The organism is Bradyrhizobium sp. PUT101, from assembly GCF_052043945.1.
In the GTDB taxonomy this organism is placed as follows: domain Bacteria; phylum Pseudomonadota; class Alphaproteobacteria; order Rhizobiales; family Xanthobacteraceae; genus Bradyrhizobium.
This window is the reverse complement of sequence record NZ_CP197207.1, coordinates 4,494,288-4,511,542: the sequence shown is the minus strand read 5'-3', so window position 1 is coordinate 4,511,542 and position 17,255 is coordinate 4,494,288. Positions and strand designations below refer to the sequence as shown.

The 17,255-nt window shown below is 65.9% G+C and carries 13 protein-coding genes and 1 tRNA gene; 9 read left to right on the top strand and 5 right to left on the bottom strand.

What is annotated here, in order from left to right; genetic code table 11:
- Nucleotides 1-145: 145 nt before the first annotated feature.
- Nucleotides 146-235 (bottom strand) — tRNA-Ser (locus tag ACSHT2_RS21840).
- 236 nt (nucleotides 236-471) lie between these two features.
- Here ACSHT2_RS21840 and ACSHT2_RS21835 point away from each other — a divergent pair.
- Nucleotides 472-1,335 carry an alpha/beta fold hydrolase gene (locus ACSHT2_RS21835; RefSeq protein ID WP_440636466.1) on the top strand — a complete coding sequence of 288 codons (864 nt, stop codon included), beginning with the start codon at nucleotides 472-474 and terminating at the stop codon, nucleotides 1,333-1,335.
- 309 nt (nucleotides 1,336-1,644) lie between these two features.
- Here ACSHT2_RS21835 and ACSHT2_RS21830 read toward each other — a convergent pair whose 3' ends face one another.
- A complete protein-coding gene (locus ACSHT2_RS21830; protein ID WP_440636465.1) occupies nucleotides 1,645-2,775 on the bottom strand; it encodes an ROK family protein in 1,131 nt (376 codons plus the stop codon).
- A 331-nt stretch (nucleotides 2,776-3,106) separates the two neighbouring features.
- On the opposite strand from ACSHT2_RS21830, the gene rplU reads away from it, so the two are divergent.
- The 3 genes from rplU to ACSHT2_RS21815 all read left to right on the top strand — a co-directional run bounded on the left by rplU (nucleotide 3,107) and on the right by ACSHT2_RS21815 (nucleotide 4,599).
- Complete coding sequence (gene rplU / locus ACSHT2_RS21825; protein ID WP_061028931.1) at nucleotides 3,107-3,493, top strand: 50S ribosomal protein L21; 387 nt, start codon at nucleotides 3,107-3,109, stop codon at nucleotides 3,491-3,493.
- Nucleotides 3,494-3,595: 102 nt separating this feature from the next.
- Complete coding sequence (gene rpmA, locus ACSHT2_RS21820; protein WP_008538809.1) at nucleotides 3,596-3,865, top strand: 50S ribosomal protein L27; 270 nt, start codon at nucleotides 3,596-3,598, stop codon at nucleotides 3,863-3,865.
- Between the two features lie 140 nt (nucleotides 3,866-4,005).
- Nucleotides 4,006-4,599: a GNAT family N-acetyltransferase gene (locus ACSHT2_RS21815; protein WP_440636464.1), complete on the top strand. Its 594-nt coding sequence runs from the start codon at nucleotides 4,006-4,008 to the stop codon at nucleotides 4,597-4,599.
- A gap of 182 nt (nucleotides 4,600-4,781) precedes the next feature.
- On the opposite strand, the gene ACSHT2_RS21810 is transcribed toward ACSHT2_RS21815, so the two are convergent.
- Complete coding sequence (locus ACSHT2_RS21810; protein WP_440636463.1) at nucleotides 4,782-5,696, bottom strand: DMT family transporter; 915 nt, start codon at nucleotides 5,694-5,696, stop codon at nucleotides 4,782-4,784.
- Nucleotides 5,697-5,818: 122 nt separating this feature from the next.
- Here ACSHT2_RS21810 and ACSHT2_RS21805 point away from each other — a divergent pair, with 122 nt between their 5' ends.
- The 3 genes from ACSHT2_RS21805 (at nucleotide 5,819) to ACSHT2_RS21795 (ending at nucleotide 9,262) form a co-directional block, all read left to right on the top strand.
- Nucleotides 5,819-6,301 carry a MaoC family dehydratase gene (locus tag ACSHT2_RS21805; protein ID WP_440636462.1) on the top strand — a complete coding sequence of 161 codons (483 nt, stop codon included), beginning with the start codon at nucleotides 5,819-5,821 and terminating at the stop codon, nucleotides 6,299-6,301.
- Nucleotides 6,302-6,386: 85 nt separating this feature from the next.
- The gene (gene obgE, locus ACSHT2_RS21800) at nucleotides 6,387-7,427 is read left to right on the top strand and encodes a GTPase ObgE (protein ID WP_440636461.1); all 1,041 of its coding nucleotides are present in this window, start codon (nucleotides 6,387-6,389) and stop codon (nucleotides 7,425-7,427) included.
- A 200-nt stretch (nucleotides 7,428-7,627) separates the two neighbouring features.
- Nucleotides 7,628-9,262 carry an alkaline phosphatase family protein gene (locus ACSHT2_RS21795; RefSeq protein WP_440636460.1) on the top strand — a complete coding sequence of 545 codons (1,635 nt, stop codon included), beginning with the start codon at nucleotides 7,628-7,630 and terminating at the stop codon, nucleotides 9,260-9,262.
- A 137-nt stretch (nucleotides 9,263-9,399) separates the two neighbouring features.
- Here ACSHT2_RS21795 and ACSHT2_RS21790 read toward each other — a convergent pair whose 3' ends face one another.
- Nucleotides 9,400-10,365, bottom strand: coding sequence for a Bug family tripartite tricarboxylate transporter substrate binding protein (locus ACSHT2_RS21790; RefSeq protein ID WP_440636459.1), 966 nt, complete (start codon nucleotides 10,363-10,365; stop codon nucleotides 9,400-9,402).
- Between the two features lie 204 nt (nucleotides 10,366-10,569).
- Here ACSHT2_RS21790 and proB point away from each other — a divergent pair, with 204 nt between their 5' ends.
- Complete coding sequence (gene proB / locus ACSHT2_RS21785; RefSeq protein WP_440636457.1) at nucleotides 10,570-11,691, top strand: glutamate 5-kinase; 1,122 nt, start codon at nucleotides 10,570-10,572, stop codon at nucleotides 11,689-11,691.
- A gap of 31 nt (nucleotides 11,692-11,722) precedes the next feature.
- Here the strand turns inward: proB and ACSHT2_RS21780 are convergent, their stop codons facing one another.
- On the bottom strand, nucleotides 11,723-15,313 hold the full coding sequence (locus ACSHT2_RS21780; RefSeq protein ID WP_440636456.1) for an autotransporter domain-containing protein: 3,591 nt from the start codon (nucleotides 15,311-15,313) through the stop codon (nucleotides 11,723-11,725).
- A 631-nt stretch (nucleotides 15,314-15,944) separates the two neighbouring features.
- Between ACSHT2_RS21780 and ACSHT2_RS21775 the strand changes: the two genes are divergently transcribed.
- Nucleotides 15,945-17,240 (top strand): glutamate-5-semialdehyde dehydrogenase, encoded by a 1,296-nt coding sequence (locus tag ACSHT2_RS21775; protein ID WP_440636455.1) that lies wholly within the window; start codon nucleotides 15,945-15,947, stop codon nucleotides 17,238-17,240.
- Nucleotides 17,241-17,255: the final 15 nt, after the last annotated feature.

Genomic DNA, 17,255 nt, shown 5'->3' with positions numbered 1-17,255 from the left:
GGGAAAGTCGTGTCTCAAGGCGCTTCCAAGTCAGGCAAATATCGTAAGCGAGAACCGCGCATGCCAAACCGCTGGGGCTACCCCAGATGCTCCGGGGTGCAGAAAAGGCCTAATCTTGCGGGGCTTTCTCGAGGCTGTTTTGTTATGGCGGAGAGGGAGGGATTCGAACCCCCGATAGGCTTGCACCTATGCCGCATTTCGAGTGCGGTGCATTCAACCACTCTGCCACCTCTCCTGAAGGCGCCATTGCGGGGCTGCGGCCCCTGTGGTTGGGGGCGTTAATAGGCGAGGATGGCTGGCCAGACAAGGCGCGAAAGGGGAAAATCCGCAGCCTCTTTCAGCCCTTGTCCCGGGGCGCACCGCTCCGATGAATCGCAACGGAGCCCCGGATTCTCGTTTTGACGCGTTTTCTCGGGCGCGAACCGGTGGCCACTTCGCTCGAAAACGCTTCTGCCCCCGAAAGGAACCGCCATGGAGCATCTGACGATCTCGGCCAATGGCGCCGATTTTCACCTGGTTCGCACCGGTCGGGGCAAACCGCTGCTCCTGCTGCATGGCTGGCCGGAATTCTGGCTGACCTGGGAGCCGGTGATGGCGCGTCTTGCGGATCGCTTCACGCTTGTCGCGCCCGATCTGCGCGGCTTCGGCGACAGCGACAAGCCCGATGGCCCCTACGGGCCGGAGGGCCACGCGGCGGACATGCTGGCGCTGATGGACGGGCTCGGCATCAGCCGATTCGCAGTCGCCGGCCACGACGTCGGCGGTGCCGTCATGCAGCCGCTGGCCCGGCAGGCGGGCGAGCGGCTCGCCGGGCTGTTCTTCTTCGATTTCGTCTATCCCGGCATCGGGCCGCGGATGGCGGCCCCTGATCGGCTCAACCACATCTGGTACCAGTCGTTTCACCAGATGGAGATGGCGCCAAAGCTCGTCGGCGCGAGCCGCGAGACCTGCCGGCTCTATATCAGCCATTTCCTGAAAGGCTGGGCGCACCGGAAAGGCGCCTTCGACGACGTCCTCGACGTCTTCGCCGACAATTTCTTCAAGGACGGCAATCTTGCCGGCGGCTTTGCGCATTATCGCGCCTCCCATGCCGGGCGTGTCGCGATGATGAAGGGCGAAGCGGTGCCGCTGCCGCCGATCGATGTGCCGACATGCGTGCGCTGGGCCGAGCACGATCCGCTGTTTCCGTATGCGTGGACCGATCGGCTGGGCGAGACCTTCACCAAGCTCGATCCGGCGATGTTTCCGGATGTCGGCCACTTCCCGCATCGGGAAGATCCGGATCGCGCGGCCGCGGAGATCGCGGGGTTCTTTCAGCGTGTCGGGTGGAGCTGAAGTGCGGGGGCGAGGCCTGTTAGAGCCGGCACACCATCGGCACCGCTTGCTGGGCTACCCCCTCCTTGGCCCTCCCCCACAAGGGGGGAGGGAACGCACCGCCGTCGGGGCGGGCATTGGGGCTCATCGCATGTTCGGAAAAACGGGGTGGGACCGCCAGACGCGGTAAACACTGGCGGTCCCGTGCCGCTCATTGAAATACTGGCCAGGAAGGGCGGCTTCGCCGGCCGAGTGAAAGCGGCGATTTCGACCGTAGCGTGTAGTCCGCATGGCGCAACGCAATCCGCGCCTTAACCTAACCAGTCAAGGTTACTCCTTGTCGTTCTTGCCCTTTTTCTTCCCGTTCTCCGTGGAATCGCGGTCTTTGCCGTTGCCGTTCTCCTTGCGGCGGTTGGTGAAGCGCGCGTTGCCGAGCCCGGTGCCGATGGTGAGCACGCCCCAGCGCTCGACATCCTGCATGAACGGCACTTCCGACAGGCCCTGAACGACGCCGTCATTGTGCATCAGGATCGCGGTGTCGTGCTCGCCGATGACGGGGATCGCCTCGACGAGGCTCGCCGGCAGGTTGAACTTGCTGCTCTCCCAATTGCCGGGGAGATTCTGCGCGCCCTTCTCGATCGAGCCGTCCGCGTTGATCACGCCGGGACAGGCGATGCCGATGAACGGCGCGAGCTTGTAGCCTTCGTTCTCGGCTTCCGTGACCAGCCCCTTCAGCATCTTGGTGAGCCGCTTCACCGCGGCTTCGCGCGTCGGCTCGTCATCGGCGTGGCGCCACAGCTCGGAATGCACCACCTTGGCCTTCGACAGATCCTTGGCCTTTTTCCAGCCGGTTTCCACGAGGCCGCAGCGGATGTTGGTGCCGCCGATGTCGACGGCGAGGATGCTGTCATGGGCTTCGAAGATCCAGGACGGCGCCAGATGCAGCGCGCCGACCAGGCCGGCTTCATCGGGATGATGGCGGATCGGCTGCAGGTCGATCTTGAAATCCTCGGATTTCAGGATGATCTCGGCACGGGCGATCACGAGCTCACCGAGCCGGGAATCGCGAAAACCGCCGCCGACGACGATGCGCTCGGTCTTGGCCCAGGCCTTGGTCTTGAGGAAGCGGCGCGTGACATAGGCAAGCTCCTGGGAGAAATCCTCGATCGCGCTGTGCACCACGGCCGCGGCCTCGGTGTCGTCGCCGACCAGGATGGCGTCCAGCGTCTTCTTGTTGATCTCCTCCGTCGGCACCTTGCCGAACGGGTCCTCCCCCGTCTTGCGCAGCGGCTTGCGCCAGCGCTCGAGAACGTCCCGGAACGCGCCCTTGCTGGCGCGGTCGCCGAGAAAGCCGTCGTCGTCCTTGATCTCGATGTTGAAGCTGTCGACATCGACCGACGGCAGGCGGCTCGCGCCATGCTGGGCGATGCCCGTTGCCTTGACCAGCTCGTCTGTTGCCATGATAGCCCTTGCCCGCGTGTCCGATTTGCGAGGACACAACGGAGAGGGAACCCGTTGGTTGCACGCCGACGGCAGATTCCGCCAGGGCGTCGGAAACGGCCCAAATCCTTCAAATCCGGGCCCTTTTTGGCGGTTTTCCTTGACTCTCCGCTGCCGGCGGCTATAAGTCCCACAGCCGGCGCGGGGCGTTTCTCGCGCCGCTTGTTTTTGCCCGGGTTTTCAAAGGGATAACTCCCGCCCGCGCAGACACGCATAAATCCGTAGCGACTGACAAAAAGCCGGCCCGGACAAACTGTCGCGAGGCCGGGATTGAACACGAAGGAAAAAAACGATGTTCGCAGTCATCAAAACCGGCGGCAAGCAATACCGCGTCGTGCCGGATGATGTCCTGGAAGTAGGCAAGATCGAAGGCGAAGTCGGCTCGATCGTGCAGTTGAATGAAGTTCTGGTGGTCGGCGGCGACACGCCGGTGCTGGGCGTTCCGACGGTGGCGGGTGCCTCCGTCGCGGTCGAGGTGCTCGACCACAAGCGCGGCCCCAAGGTCATCGCGTTCAAGAAGCGCCGCCGCAAGAATTCGCGCCGCAAGCGCGGCTACCGCGACGAGATCACCGTGCTGCGCATCAGCGAGATCCTGACGGACGGCGCCAAGCCCACCAAGGGCCCGCGCCCGAAGCGGGAGAAGGTGGCCAAGGAGCCGGCAGCCGAAGCCGCCGAGTAACGAGAATCGATCACGCCAATTCACGAATTGATGCGTGAGACCTTTTGAAATGATTCCGTCAAGGAATTGACCTAGACATACGCAGGATTTCGGAGACGAGCCATGGCTCACAAAAAAGCAGGCGGTTCATCGCGCAACGGACGCGATTCCAAGGGCAAGCGCCTCGGTATCAAGGCGTTCGGCGGGGAGATCGTCACTCCCGGCAACATCATTGCGCGTCAGCGCGGCACGACCTGGCACCCGGGCCTTAATGTCGGCATGGGCACGGACCACACTCTGTTCGCCAAGATCGAGGGTCGTGTTGCGTTCCAGGCCAAAGCCAACGGCCGCACCTTCGTATCGGTGCTCCCGATCGCCGAGGCGGCTGAATAGACGGTGGATCAAATTTGGAGTCCGCCGGGTCCTGACTGAACCGGCGGAGTCCACAAGCAGGCTCCAGGGGAGGCGGGAAACCGGCCTCCCCTTTTCTTTGACTTGCTCACTTCGAATTAGTGACTTTCACGGAGCCGGACATGTTGCAGGATTTCTCGAGCGTGACCTTGCAGGAGGCGAGACCCAGCGTCGTCGCCACCGAGCGGTTGACCTTGCGGCGACCCACCCTCGCCGACGTCAGGACCATCGCCCGGCTCGCCAATGACCGCCGTGTCGCCGAGAACACGCGGCGCCTGCCGCATCCCTATTCGCAGGACGACGCCGTCGAGTTCATCCGCGCCACCGCCGAACTCGGCAGCGAGACCGTGTTCCTGATCGAGCACGATACCGGGCCGGTCGGCATGGTCGGGATCGACTGCTCGAAGCCCGACAATGCCGAACTCGGTTACTGGCTCGGCGTCGATCACTGGGGCCAGGGTTTTGCCACCGAGGCCGCGCGCGGTGCGATCGACTTCTTCTTCGAGGAGTTCGAGGACGAGCATCTCCATGCCGGTGCCCGCGTCACCAATCCTGCCTCGCGCAAGGTGCTGGAGAAGTGCGGCTTCCAGTGGAGCGGCGTGCAGCTGCACCGCTTCCTGGCGCTGGGCTCCTCGACCCCCGTCGACTGCTTCCGCCTGTCACGCGGGGTGTGGGCCTCGCTGAAGAGCTGGAGCAGTGCGCGGCGGATGAGGTAGGCGAAGGCGCTACGGCATTCTCCGCTGTCGTCCCGGGGCGCGACGAAGTCGCGAGCCCGGGACCCATAATCCCAGGGAGGAGTGAGGGAGGAAACTCCCACTCCGAGTCTTCGTCAAACCACTCCCTTTGGGTATGGGTCCCGGGCTCGCGCTCCGCGCGCCCCGGGACGACGAGGGAGCGTTCACGCAGGCGGATTCACGTCGGCGCTCGCGCGTCCGAGATCACGCTCGCGCAGATAGATGTAGAACCCGGCGCCGATGATGATGGCGGCACCGACCAGGGTTGCGATCGACGGCACATCGCCGAACACGACGAAGCCGAAGATCACGGCCCAGACGATCATCGAATATTGGTAGGGCACCACGACGCTGGCCGGTGCCAGCTTCAGCGAGCGGTTGACGCAGAACAGCGCGGTCACCGAGATGCATCCGGCCAGCGCGAAGATCACGAGGCTGCCCGGCGTCGGCGGCACCCAGTGGAAGGCCGACAGCACGGCACCCAGCGAAAACGTGCCGACGAATTGCGATGACGCCATCACGATGTCGGGCGTCTTGCGCAGGCTGCGCGTGATCAGCATCAGCGTCGCAAACGACAGACTGCCGCCGAGCGCGATCAGCGCGGGCAGGCTGACGGTCTGCGCGGAGGGACGCAGCGCGATCAGCACGCCGCAGAAGCCGATCAGGATGGCGGTCCAGCGCCGCCAGCCGACCTCCTCCCCCAAGAAGATCGCCGACATCGCAGTGACGAAGATCGGACCGGCCAGATAGTAGGTGATGACGTCGGCAAGCGGCAGATAGACGGTCGCGAGGAAGAAGGCAGCCACCTCCAGCGTCGACAGCACGACACGGAACAGCTGCAAGCCGGGCCGCTCCAGATGCAGGAACTGGTGACGCTGCGTCCAGATCATCGGCGACAGCAGGAGCAGCGCCGCACAGGCGCGCAGGAACAAGAGCTGTCCCACCGAATAGGTGCCGACCAGGAACTTGCCCATGGCGTCGCCGAACGAGAACATGAAGATCGACAGCACCATCAGCGCGATGCCGGCCAGGCGCGCGGAGCGGTCGTCATAGGCTGAGAGAGTCTTGAACAGGGGCATTGCCGTCGTTTTAATCGCGCGGGCCGGCAGAACAAGCCCACCTCAGGCGAATCGAACGCATTGTCGCACTGCGCGTCACGCGATAGGGATCGCCAAGCGAATTCATCCTGATGGTGCAGCGCATGACCGACTTCGATCCCACCCGGCATCGCATGATCCCCGCGCAACGCTGGTTTGAGGATTTCGTCGTCGGCGAGCGCTTCGTGCTGCCGAGCCGCACCCAGACCTCGGCGGTGTTCGTCGCATTCCAGACCGCGAGCGGCGACACCCACCCGGTCCACTACGACGTGGAATATTGCCGCAGCCGCGGCATGCCGCATCTGCTCGCCCACGGCTTCCAGACATTGATCCACACCGCGCCCGGTGCCGGCCTGTTTCCGTTCATGGTCGAGGACTCCCTCGTCGGCTTCCTCGAGCAGTCGAGCCGGTTCCTCAAACCGGTGTTCGCCGACGACACGATCTACCCCGCGCTCGAAGTCATCGAGCTGGTGCCGGGACGCACGACCGGCGTGGTGACGCTTCGAAGCACGATCTTCAACCAGCGCAAGGAGCTGGTGCTGGACGGCCTGCAGAAATTCCTGATCCGGCGCCGCCCGGCAGGTTAAGCAAGGCGCGACTTCGGGAGAAATTCGGCCGGGCCGCGGGGCAATGCGGGTTGCCGCGGGGGACCGGCTGGCCTACCTATGGCCCATGAAATTCCTCGACGAAGCAAAGGTCTATATCCGCTCCGGTGACGGCGGGAACGGCTGCGTGGCGTTCCGCCGCGAGAAGTTCATCGAATTCGGCGGTCCCTCCGGCGGCAATGGCGGCCGCGGCGGCAACGTCATCATCGAGGTCGCCGATGGCCTCAACACGCTGATCGACTACCGCTACCAGCAGCACTTCAAGGCCCAGAAGGGCGAGAACGGTTCGGGCTCGGACCGCCACGGCGCCAACGGCAAGAACATCGTGCTCAAGGTGCCGGTCGGCACCCAGATCTTCGACGAGGACCGCGAGACGCTGATCCACGACTTCACCAAGGTCGGCGAGAAGTTCGTGCTGGCCGAGGGCGGCAATGGCGGCTTCGGCAACGCGCATTTCAAGTCGTCGACCAACCGCGCGCCGCGCAACGCCAATCCCGGCCAGCCCGGCGAAGAGCGCTGGATCTGGCTGCGGCTGAAGCTGATCGCCGATGCCGGCCTCGTCGGCCTGCCCAATGCCGGCAAGTCGACCTTCCTCTCCAAGGTCAGCGCGGCGAAGCCCAAGATCGCCGACTATCCCTTCACCACGCTGCATCCGCAGCTCGGCGTCGTGAATGCCGACGGCCGCGAGTTCGTGCTGGCGGATATTCCCGGTCTGATCGAGGGCGCGCATGAAGGCGCGGGCCTCGGCGACCGCTTCCTCGGCCATGTCGAACGCTGCCGGGTGCTGCTGCATCTCGTCGACGCAACCTGCGAGCACGCCGGCAAGGCCTACAAGACCGTGCGCAAGGAGCTCGATGCCTATGGCGGACAGCTCACCGACAAGATCGAGATCGTCGCGCTGAACAAGATCGACGCGGTCGAGCCGGACGAGCTCAAGAAGCAGAAGGACCGTCTCAAGCGCGCCGCCAGGAAGACGCCGCTGCTGCTCTCGGGCGCGACCGGCCAGGGCGTCAAGGAAGCGTTGCGCGCGCTTGCCGAGGTGATCGGCGAGAGCCCCGTCTCCGCAAAGGCGAAGAGCGCGGCCGAGGCGGAGCCGTGGTCGGCGTAAGGAACGAGCGACGCTCTCTCCACACCTCTCCCCACCGGGGAGAGGTCGATTTGCGGTAGCAAATCGGGTGAGGGGATCAGGTCCCACGAGACACCGTAACCCCTCACCCGGCGCTACGCGCCGACCTCTCCCTATGGGAGAGGTTTTCTTCGCACCATCAATAGCGCTATATCAAGCGAACGAAGGGTGGAGCGAGACGCATGGCGCGCGCAAAGAACGTTCTCTGGATCATGTGCGACCAGCTTCGCTATGATTATCTCGGCTGCACCGGCCATCCCACGCTGAAGACACCGAACATCGACGCCATGGCGAAGCGCGGCGTGCTGTTCACCAAGGCCTATGTGCAATCGCCGATCTGCGGCCCGTCGCGGATGTCGTTCTACACCGGGCGCTACATGCGCTCGCACGGCTCGCACTGGAACGGCTGGCCGCTGCGCGTCGGCGAGCCCACGCTCGGCGATCACCTGGGCAAGATCGGCGTGCGCAACGTGCTGGTCGGCAAGACCCACATGGCGCCCGACCTCGAAGGCATGAAGGCGCTCGGCATCCCGCCGGAATCGATCATCGGCGTGCACGTCGCCGAATGCGGTTTCGAGCCCTATGAGCGCGACGACGGCCTGCATCCGACGGGTCGTCCGCGGCCGAAATACGATGAGTATCTGCGCCAGCAGGGCTTTGAAGCCACCAACCCCTGGGAGCACTGGGCCAATTCAGGCGCGGCCGACGATGGCTCCTTGCAGAACGGCTGGCTGCTGGTGCATGCCGACAAGGCCGCACGCCTGCCGGACGAGCATTCCGAGACGCCCTACATGACGCGGCGCGCGATGGATTTCATCAGCGAGGCCGAGACCGACAGCCGGCCGTGGTGCCTGCATCTGTCCTACATCAAGCCGCACTGGCCCTACATCGCGCCAGAGCCCTATGCGAGCATGTATTCGACCGACGACATGATTCCGGTGATCCGCTCCGAGCGCGAGCGCCAGAATCCGCATCCGGTGTTCGGCGCCTATATGGACATGCGCTACTCCCGCAACATGGCGCGCGATGAGGCCCGCGAAAAGGTGATCCCCACCTATATGGGCCTGATCACGCAGATCGACGACCAGATGGGCGTGCTGATGAAGTTCCTGGAGGAACGCGACCTGCTGGACACCACCATGATCGTGTTCACCTCCGATCACGGCGACTATCTCGGCGATCACTGGATGGGCGAGAAAGACCTGTTCCACGAGCAGTCGGCGAAGATCCCGCTCATCATCATCGACCCCTCGAAGGAGGCCGACGCCACACGCGGCACGCGCAGCGATGCGCTGGTCGAGGGCATCGATCTCGCCCCGACCTTCGTCGATTATTTCGGCGGCAAGGTGCCGGGCCACATTCTTGAGGGGCGTTCGCTGCTGCCGCTGCTGCGTGGCCCGAAGCCATCGGATTGGCGCAAGGTGGCGTTCTCCGAATATGACTACGCCATGCAGGACGTCCGGCTGAAGCTGAACCAGCCGATCGAGCGCTGCCGCCTGTTCATGGTGTTCGACGGCCGCTGGAAATATATCCACGCGTCCGGTTTCCGCCCGATGCTGTACGACCTCCAAACCGACCCGGAAGAGTTTCTGGATCGCGGCGACGACCCGGAGTGCGCCGGCATCATCGCGCGCCTCCAGGCCGAGCTGTTCGACTGGGCGCTGCATCCGAACGGCCACGTCACCACGCCGCGCGAGAAGATCGCAGCCTATGCGGACAACCAGCTCCAAGTGAAGGGTGGGATCTTGATCGGCATCTGGGACGAGGCCGAGCTTGCAGCAATCAAGGACGGCATCGCGCAGCGCGCGAAGATGTGAGCGGGCGACCGCCTCTCTCTCAATTCGTCATGCCCGGGCTTGTCCGGGGCATCCACGTCTTGCGGCAATCGCGGACGCACGTGGATGGCCGGGTCAAGCCCGGCCATGACGATTGAGTGTGTGTCGCCGCGGGAGACTCAATTCTCGATCTTGTAGCCCGTCGCCTTCACGATCGGCTGCCACAGCGACGTGTTCGCGGCGAGTTCCTTCGTCAATCCTTCCGGCGTCGACCCGACCGGGATCATCCCGATCGCCGTCAGCTTCTCCTTCACTTCGGGCTTGGCCAGCGCCGCGCTCGCGGCCGCGCCGAGCTTGCTCGCAAACTCCGGCGGGCTGCCGGCGGGAAGCCACATGCCGTACCAGGCATCCGCAACGAGGTCGATGCCGCTCTCCTTCAGCGTCGGAACGTCAGGCGCGAACGGCGAGCGCTCGGCACTCGAGACCGCGATGATCTTCACGCCCTTGGCGCGGTGCTGCGGCAGCGCATCGGCCAATGTCACGATGCCGAACGAGATATGGCCGCCGACGAGGTCGTTGAGAATCGGCGCACTGCCGCGATAGGGCACGCGGGTCAGGGCAATGCCGAGATCCTTTTCGAGCTTGGAGCCCATGAAATGCGGAATGGTGCCATTGCTCGGCACGCCAAACGACGTCTTGTCGGGATGCGCCTTCAGCCAGGCGACAAAGCTCTTGAAATCCGGGGCGTCGACTCCCGGGCCGATCACGACGGCGAACTCGAACCGCGCCAGCAGCGACACCGGCATGAAGTCCTTGGCCGTGTCGAAGCTCGGTGTCGTCTCCACCATCGGCAGCAGGTACATGGTGGGCCCGGTCGTCACCAGCACCATGCTGCCGTCGGGGCTGGCGCCCTTCACCGCCTTGATGCCGATCAGGCCGTCGCCGCCGGTACGGTTCTCGACCACGATCGTCCGTTGCAGGACCGGCGCCATCTCCTGCGCGATCAGCCGGCACAGCGTATCGCCGCCGGCTCCGGCCGCGAAGGGGAAGATGATCTTGCTCAGCCCGGCCTGCGCTTGCGCCCCACCCGCTTGCGCCAGTAGCGGCAGGCCGAGACATCCGGTCACGAATTTGCGGCGGTCCATACGTTTCCTCTCCAGCCCTGTTTTTGGTTGCCGGCATTAGAACCGGAACGGCGTCCATGACAAGGCCCACGTTGGCCGTTTACCATCTCGCCCGCCTTGCGCCGGCCATCGTCCTGCTGCAAAAGCAGGCCTCATCGGCGCCGCTCTTTCGCTCCGCCGCTTCCGATGCAGAGCAATTCGTCACACGCGCCAGCACATAAACACATGGCCAGCCCCGAACTCAGTCAATTTCGCCGTATCGTCGTCAAGGTCGGCTCCGCGCTGCTGGTGGATTCCGACAGGGGCGAGGTGCGGGCGTCCTGGCTCGCCGCGCTCGCCGACGACATGGCCAAGCTGCACAACGAAGGGCGCGACGTCCTCGTCGTCTCCTCCGGCTCGATCGCACTCGGCCGCAGCCGCCTCAAGCTGCCGCGCGGCCCGTTGAAGCTGGAGGAGAGCCAGGCCGCCGCCGCGGTCGGCCAGATCGCGCTGGCGCGGATCTGGTCCGAGGTGTTGGGGGCGCACGGCATCGACGCCGGCCAGATCCTGGTGACGCTCCAGGACACCGAGGAGCGTCGCCGCTATCTCAACGCCCGCTCCACCATCGGCAAGCTGCTGGAATGGCGCGCGATCCCCGTGATCAACGAGAACGACACGGTGGCCACCAACGAAATCCGCTACGGCGACAATGACCGCCTCGCCGCGCGCGTCGCCACCATGGCGAGCGCCGACCTCTTGGTGCTGCTGTCCGACATCGACGGGCTCTACGACGCCCCGCCGAAGAACAACCCGGACGCAAGGCTCATTCCCGTGGTCGAGAGCATCTCCTCGGAGATCGAGGCGGTGGCGGGAGATGCCGAGTCCGAGCTGTCGCGCGGCGGCATGCGCACCAAGGTCGAGGCGGCCAAGATCGCCACGACGGGCGGCACGCACATGCTGATCGCCTCCGGCAAGATCGAGCACCCGCTGCAGGCGATCGCCAATGGCGGCCGCTGCACCTGGTTCCTGACGCCGGCCAACCCCATCACTTCGCGAAAGCGCTGGATCGCAGGCTCGCTGGAGCCGAAGGGCACGCTGACCATCGATGCCGGCGCCGTCGCCGCCCTTCGCGCGGGCGCGAGCCTGCTGCCGGCCGGCGTGATCCGGGTCGACGGCCAGTTCGCCCGCGGCGACGCCGTGATCGTGCGCGGGCCCGACACCAGCGAGATCGGCCGCGGTCTCGTCGCCTACGACGCCGAGGATGCCGACCGCATCAAGGGACGCTCCTCGCCCGATGTGATGATGATCCTCGGCATCAGCGGCCGCTCCGAGATGATCCACCGCGACGATCTGGTGGTGGGCGGGTAGCGGCTGACTGATCCCGCCTGACCATCATGTCCTACCAGGCATAGCGGATGACGCCTTTGCCGGCGTAGCTCCTGACAACGTGGGAGAAGGCCCCTTCGAACGACGCGGCGATCGAGAAGCCATTGCGCCACGCGATCTCGGCGGACGCGGTGGCAAGCGCCGCGTCCGGACCCGGCGATGCACCGCCCGCGACGAAGCTTGCGCCGGGCAAGGTCTGGAAGGTGGCGACGATGCTGCGATCGATGCCGTATTCGTGAGCCCACGCGGCGCGGCCGCGAACGGTCATCACCGCCTCATCGATCAGGAACGACTTGTCGGTGCGCAGCCCGATCTCGCTGCGCGTCGCAGTCGCGGTCTTCGCCACATAACTCAACGCGAAGGTGCCGGAGCCGGCCAGCACCTGCTCGGCATAGGCCGGCAGGTCGAACGCGGTGACCTGCGCAGCGGCATAGGGTGTCACGCCGAGCCAGGGCGTCGCGAAACGGTAGCCGGCCTCGGCACGTCCGGAAAAGGCGTTGGCATTGAAGCGCGCCTGCAGCCGGTCGCTGCCGGCAATGCTGATGGTGCGATCGGTGGTGACCTCCTGCCAGCCATAGGCGAGTGCTGCGGTGACAAAGGCCGGCCCGGCGGTATGCCGCATGAAGGCGCCGGCCTGGAACAGATCGGAGCGGCCGCCGCCGCCATTGGCGACGTTGAAGCTCGTTCCGCCGCCTGCCAGGGCGACGCCCGCGACCGTGCGCGGAGACAGCCACACATCCGCACCGACCGCGGTGCCGGCAATGCGGCTGGTGGCAGTGTTGGAGCCGATCGCTGCATTTCCGTCGGTCGTCTGCGTCCCACCAAAACCCGCGGCCCAGACGCGCCAGCGCGGATCGAAGCCCGTGCGCGAAGGTGTCTTGGTCATCATGCCGTAGGCCTCGCGCTCGGCGCCGCTGCGCTTGCCGGCCGCGGCGGCATAGCCCATCGCGCCATCCGTGTCCGCCCCACGCGATCCGCGGCCATCAACGAACGAATCGGTGAGCACGCCGAGAAACTGATCCATGGCGTCGAAGGTCGTCTGTTGCGCGCCGGTCGCGGTTTCGCCGGAGAGTTGGGTCAGTGCGCCCGCGAGCGGGGCACCGGTCAGCCCGAACACCGCGACGAAGCCGGGCGGCAGTGTGCCGCCGCCGTTGAAGAAGCCGTTGAGCGCATCGGCGACGTTGCGCTGGTTGCGGTTCAACCCGCCAGCGGAGAGCACACCGAGCTGGGCCGTCAGATCGATCAGCACGTCGGTTGCCGTGATTTGCAGGTCGGCGCTGAAGCCGGCCGGCAGGGCGATGGTAGAGAGGGCCGCAAAACTGCCGCTGATCGACGTCGCATGCAGGATCGAATAGCTGCGGGTCAGATAGTTTCCCGACGCAAACGAGGCGGTCACGCTGCCCGCGAGCGTCGCGCTGCCGTTGACGATGGCGGCGGTCGTTGCGGTCGGATTGAGCTGAACCAGGTAGACCGCGCCCGACTGGAAGGCGAGGTTGCCGGCGATCGTCATTGCACTGCCCGGCGTGCCCGAGCCGGGTGCGAATATCGCGCCGCTCTTGATCAAGGTGTTGCCGAGCGTGCCGCTGCCCACGAGGATGGCGCCGCCGTCGATAGTGGTCAGGCTGGAGGAGGCGATCGAACCATCCACCCGCAGCGTGCCGCCATTGACCAGGGTTGCCCCGCTGTAGGTGTTGACTCCGGTGAGCGCCAAGAGACCCGTACCGGTCTTGGTCAGCGCGATCGGCCCCGTGCCGTCCCCGATCGTGCCGGAGAACACCGTCGAGGCGTTATCGCCGCCGGCAGTCAGGACGGCGGCGACGCCGCTGTTGGTGACGGTGCCGGCACCGGCCAGCGATCCCACGGCGTTGGAGAATCCGGCGAGGTCGAGAATTGCGCCGCCGGCAACCGTCATCGCGGAATTGTTGCCGAACGCGCTGGTCGAGCCGGCCTGCAGCGTGCCGGCATCGACCACGGTCGGGCCGATATAGGTATTCACACCTGAAAGAACGAACGTTCCGGCATAGCCGCTCTGGTTATTGACGACGACATCGCCCGAACCCGACAGCACGCCGCTCAGGTTGACCGTGTTGCCGGTGAGAACGTTGTAGGTCGGATCGCCGGTGGCCGTGATGTTGTTGGCAACACTGAAGCTGCCGTTGAAGTTCACGGTGACGCCGGTTGTGCCGCCGTTGAGCGTCAGCGCGCCGCTGCCGAGTGCGCTGCCGCTGCCGATCACGAGCGTAGAGCCCTCGTTGATGGTGGTGCCACCGCTATAGGTGTTGGGGCCGGCAAGGGCGATGGTGCCGCCGCCGCTCTTGGTGAGCGCGACACTGCCACCCTGGTCCGCGGCGTTGGTGCCGCCGCCGGGATTGGTCCCGCCCGAGCCGATGTAATCGGCGATCGTGTCGGCAATCGATTGGCTGCCGGACCCGAAAGCGAGCGTGGTCGTGGTGCCGCTGGTGCCCTGGAAGAAGATGCCGGAGCCGTAAGCGCTGCCTGGAGTGCCGTAGCCGCCGCCGCCGCTACCGCCGGCAACGCTGTTGCCGTCGACGGTCAACGAGCCGCTGACCGTGACGGTGCCGCCAGTCTGGACATAGACCGCGCCGCCGGCGCCGAGCCCGCCGCCGCCGCCCGCGGCAAGCGGGACGGACAGGCTGACATCCGCAGCGCCCGCGCCGAACCCGCCGGTTCCGGCTGTGCGCGTGGTTGAGTATACGGCGGCGCCGCCGCCACCGAAACCGCCATTGCCACCGACGGCGCTAACCCCGCTGTATGCCCCGCCGCCGCCGCCGCCGTACCCACCTGCGCCGCCGGTGCTTTGACCGGTGATGGTAAAGCCGCCGCCGCCCCCGCCGCCGAACCCTCCGCTGCCGCCCTGCGCACCACCGGATATGAGAGTCGCGTTGCTCCCGCCGCCGCCGCCACCGAGCCCTCCGCTACCGCCGGTGCCGGCGCTCATTGTGCCGGTACCACCGTTGGCGCCGCCACCGTTGGTCCCAAGACCGCTCACGCTGTTGCTGCCGACAGCCAGCCCGCCGCCGCCATTGCCCGCGGAGCTTGGGCTGCTTCCGCCATTTCCTCCCATGCCGCCACCGCCGCCGCTCAGGTTGTTGGTGAAGGCGCCGCCCGCGCCCCCGCTCGCCTGGTTGTTGCTCAGGCTCACATTGCTGAGTGTCAGCGCTCCGTTGCTCGACACGAACACCGCGCCGCCGAGACCGGCACCGCCGCCGCCGCCGTCGATGCCGCTACCGCCCTGCGCCGCCGCGTTGGCGATGGAGAGGTTCGCGATCGTGACCGAATAGGTCGAACCGGTCGTACCGGCGTCGCCGATGAAGAACGGACGATAGGTCCCGGCGCCGCTGATGACCGGGTTATTGCCGTTGCCGTCGATGGTCAGGTTCTTGGTAATGACAGGCAGTTCACTCGCGAGCGTGATGGTGCCGCCAGTCTGGAAAACGATGGTATCGCTATTGCCCGCGCTGGTGATCGCCGCCCGCAGGCTTCCGGCGCCGCTATCGGCCGTGGTCGTCACGAACAGCGTAGCTGCATTTGCCTGCCAGGAGAGGCCGAGCATAGTGGCGAGCAGCGCGAAGCGCAGCTGCAATCCGGGAGACTTCAATGTCGCAAACCTCGGGCGGAAGCATGCCGCGATTGCCTCGAAGCTGGGCACGCGCGACGTCATAGGGCGCGAAACAAGCCGTAACAGGTCGCCCGCGTGGGCGATGTGCCGAGCGTCTCAGGCGGCGATTTCATCCGATGTTGATGCAGGCAGGGCACAGAACCGTCCGGCGGCGACGGCGACACAATTATTGATTGTGTCTTCGAAGCGGATGGAGGACTTGCGCATTACGTGCAGGAGCAAAGGCTCAATCGCGGCTTGACGCCGCTGATCTCACCGGCATCGCGGGACAAGCGCCTGATTGATCTCGCCGTCGATCTGCAGTTCGGCAGCGACTCCACATTCGTCCGCGCCTTTCGCGGGCACTTGGCCTGCTCCCGGGCGAGATCAGGAACATGTCGGAGGCCTGGATCAGGGATCACGGCGCGGTGCCGGGACCAGACGGCCTGCTTCATCGGCTGGGTCAACACTGAGAGAGGAGCTTTCTCCCGGCGATGTCGCGCGAATTTCAGCTCGCCCGCTCCCGTCTTCGCCGCCCTGTCATGCCAATTCCCAGCCTCGCCAAACCTGCAATTTCCGTGCTAGGACACACTCTTAGCAGAAGGTTGAACCAGCCATGGCCGCCCCCCTGAAAGCCGTCGATAGCGGCGCCGATCTTCAGGCCCTGATGACCGATCTCGGGACCCGGGCCCGCGCTGCCGCGCGCGTGCTGGCGCTGGCGCCGCCGGAGCAGAAGAACCGGGCGCTCGTGGCCATGGAGCGGGCGATCCGCAGCAATGCTGCTGCGATTCTCGCCGCCAATGCCGAGGACGTCGCCGAGGCGCGGGCCTCCGGCAATGCCACCTCGTCCTTCATCGACCGCCTGACGCTGACGCAGGCGCGTGTCGAGGGCATGGCCGAGGGCATCGGCATCGTGCGTGGCATCGCCGATCCCATCGGCGTCGTCACCGAGAGCTGGCAGCGGCCGAACGGCATGGCCATCGAGCGCGTGCGCGTGCCGCTCGGCGTCGTCGGTGTGATTTTTGAGAGCCGTCCGAACGTTGCGGCGGACGCCGGCGTGCTGTGCCTGAAATCCGGCAATGCCGTGATCTTGCGCGGCGGCTCCGACAGTTTCCGATCCTGCCGTGCCATCCATGAGTGCCTGGTGCAGGGCCTGCGCGAAGCGGGCCTTCCCGAAGCTGCGATCACACTGGTCCCGACGCGCGACCGGGCCGCGGTCGGCATGATGCTGTCGGGCCTGAACGGCGCCATCGACGTGATCGTGCCGCGCGGGGGCAAGAGCCTCGTCGCGCGCGTCGAGCAGGAGGCGCGCGTGCCGGTCTTCGCGCATCTCGAAGGCGTCAACCACGTCTATGTCGATGGCAGCGCCGACCTCGCGATGGCGAAGTCGATCGTGCTCAATGCCAAGATGCGACGCACCGGCGTCTGCGGCGCGGCCGAGACGCTGCTGGTCGATCGCGCCGCTGCCGGCAAGAACCTGAAGCCGCTGGTCGAGATGCTGCTCGATGCCGGCTGCGAGGTGCGCGGCGACGAGGCCGTGCAGAAGACCGATGCACGGGTCAAGCCTGCCGGCGAGGACGATTGGGACACCGAATATCTCGACGCGATCATCGCGGCGAAGGTGGTCGACGGCGTCGACGGCGCGATCGCGCACATCCAGAACCACGGCTCGCATCACACCGACGCGATCGTGAGCGCGGATGAGGCTGCCGCGAAGAAATTCCTGAGCGAGGTCGATTCCGCAATCGTGCTGCACAACGCCTCGACGCAGTTCGCCGACGGCGGCGAGTTCGGTTTCGGCGCCGAGATCGGAATTGCCACCGGCCGGTTCCACGCCCGCGGCCCGGTCGGCGCCGAGCAGTTGACGAGCTTCAAATATCGCGTCCACGGCACCGGGCAGACGCGGCCGTAGGTAACGTCGCGAGGC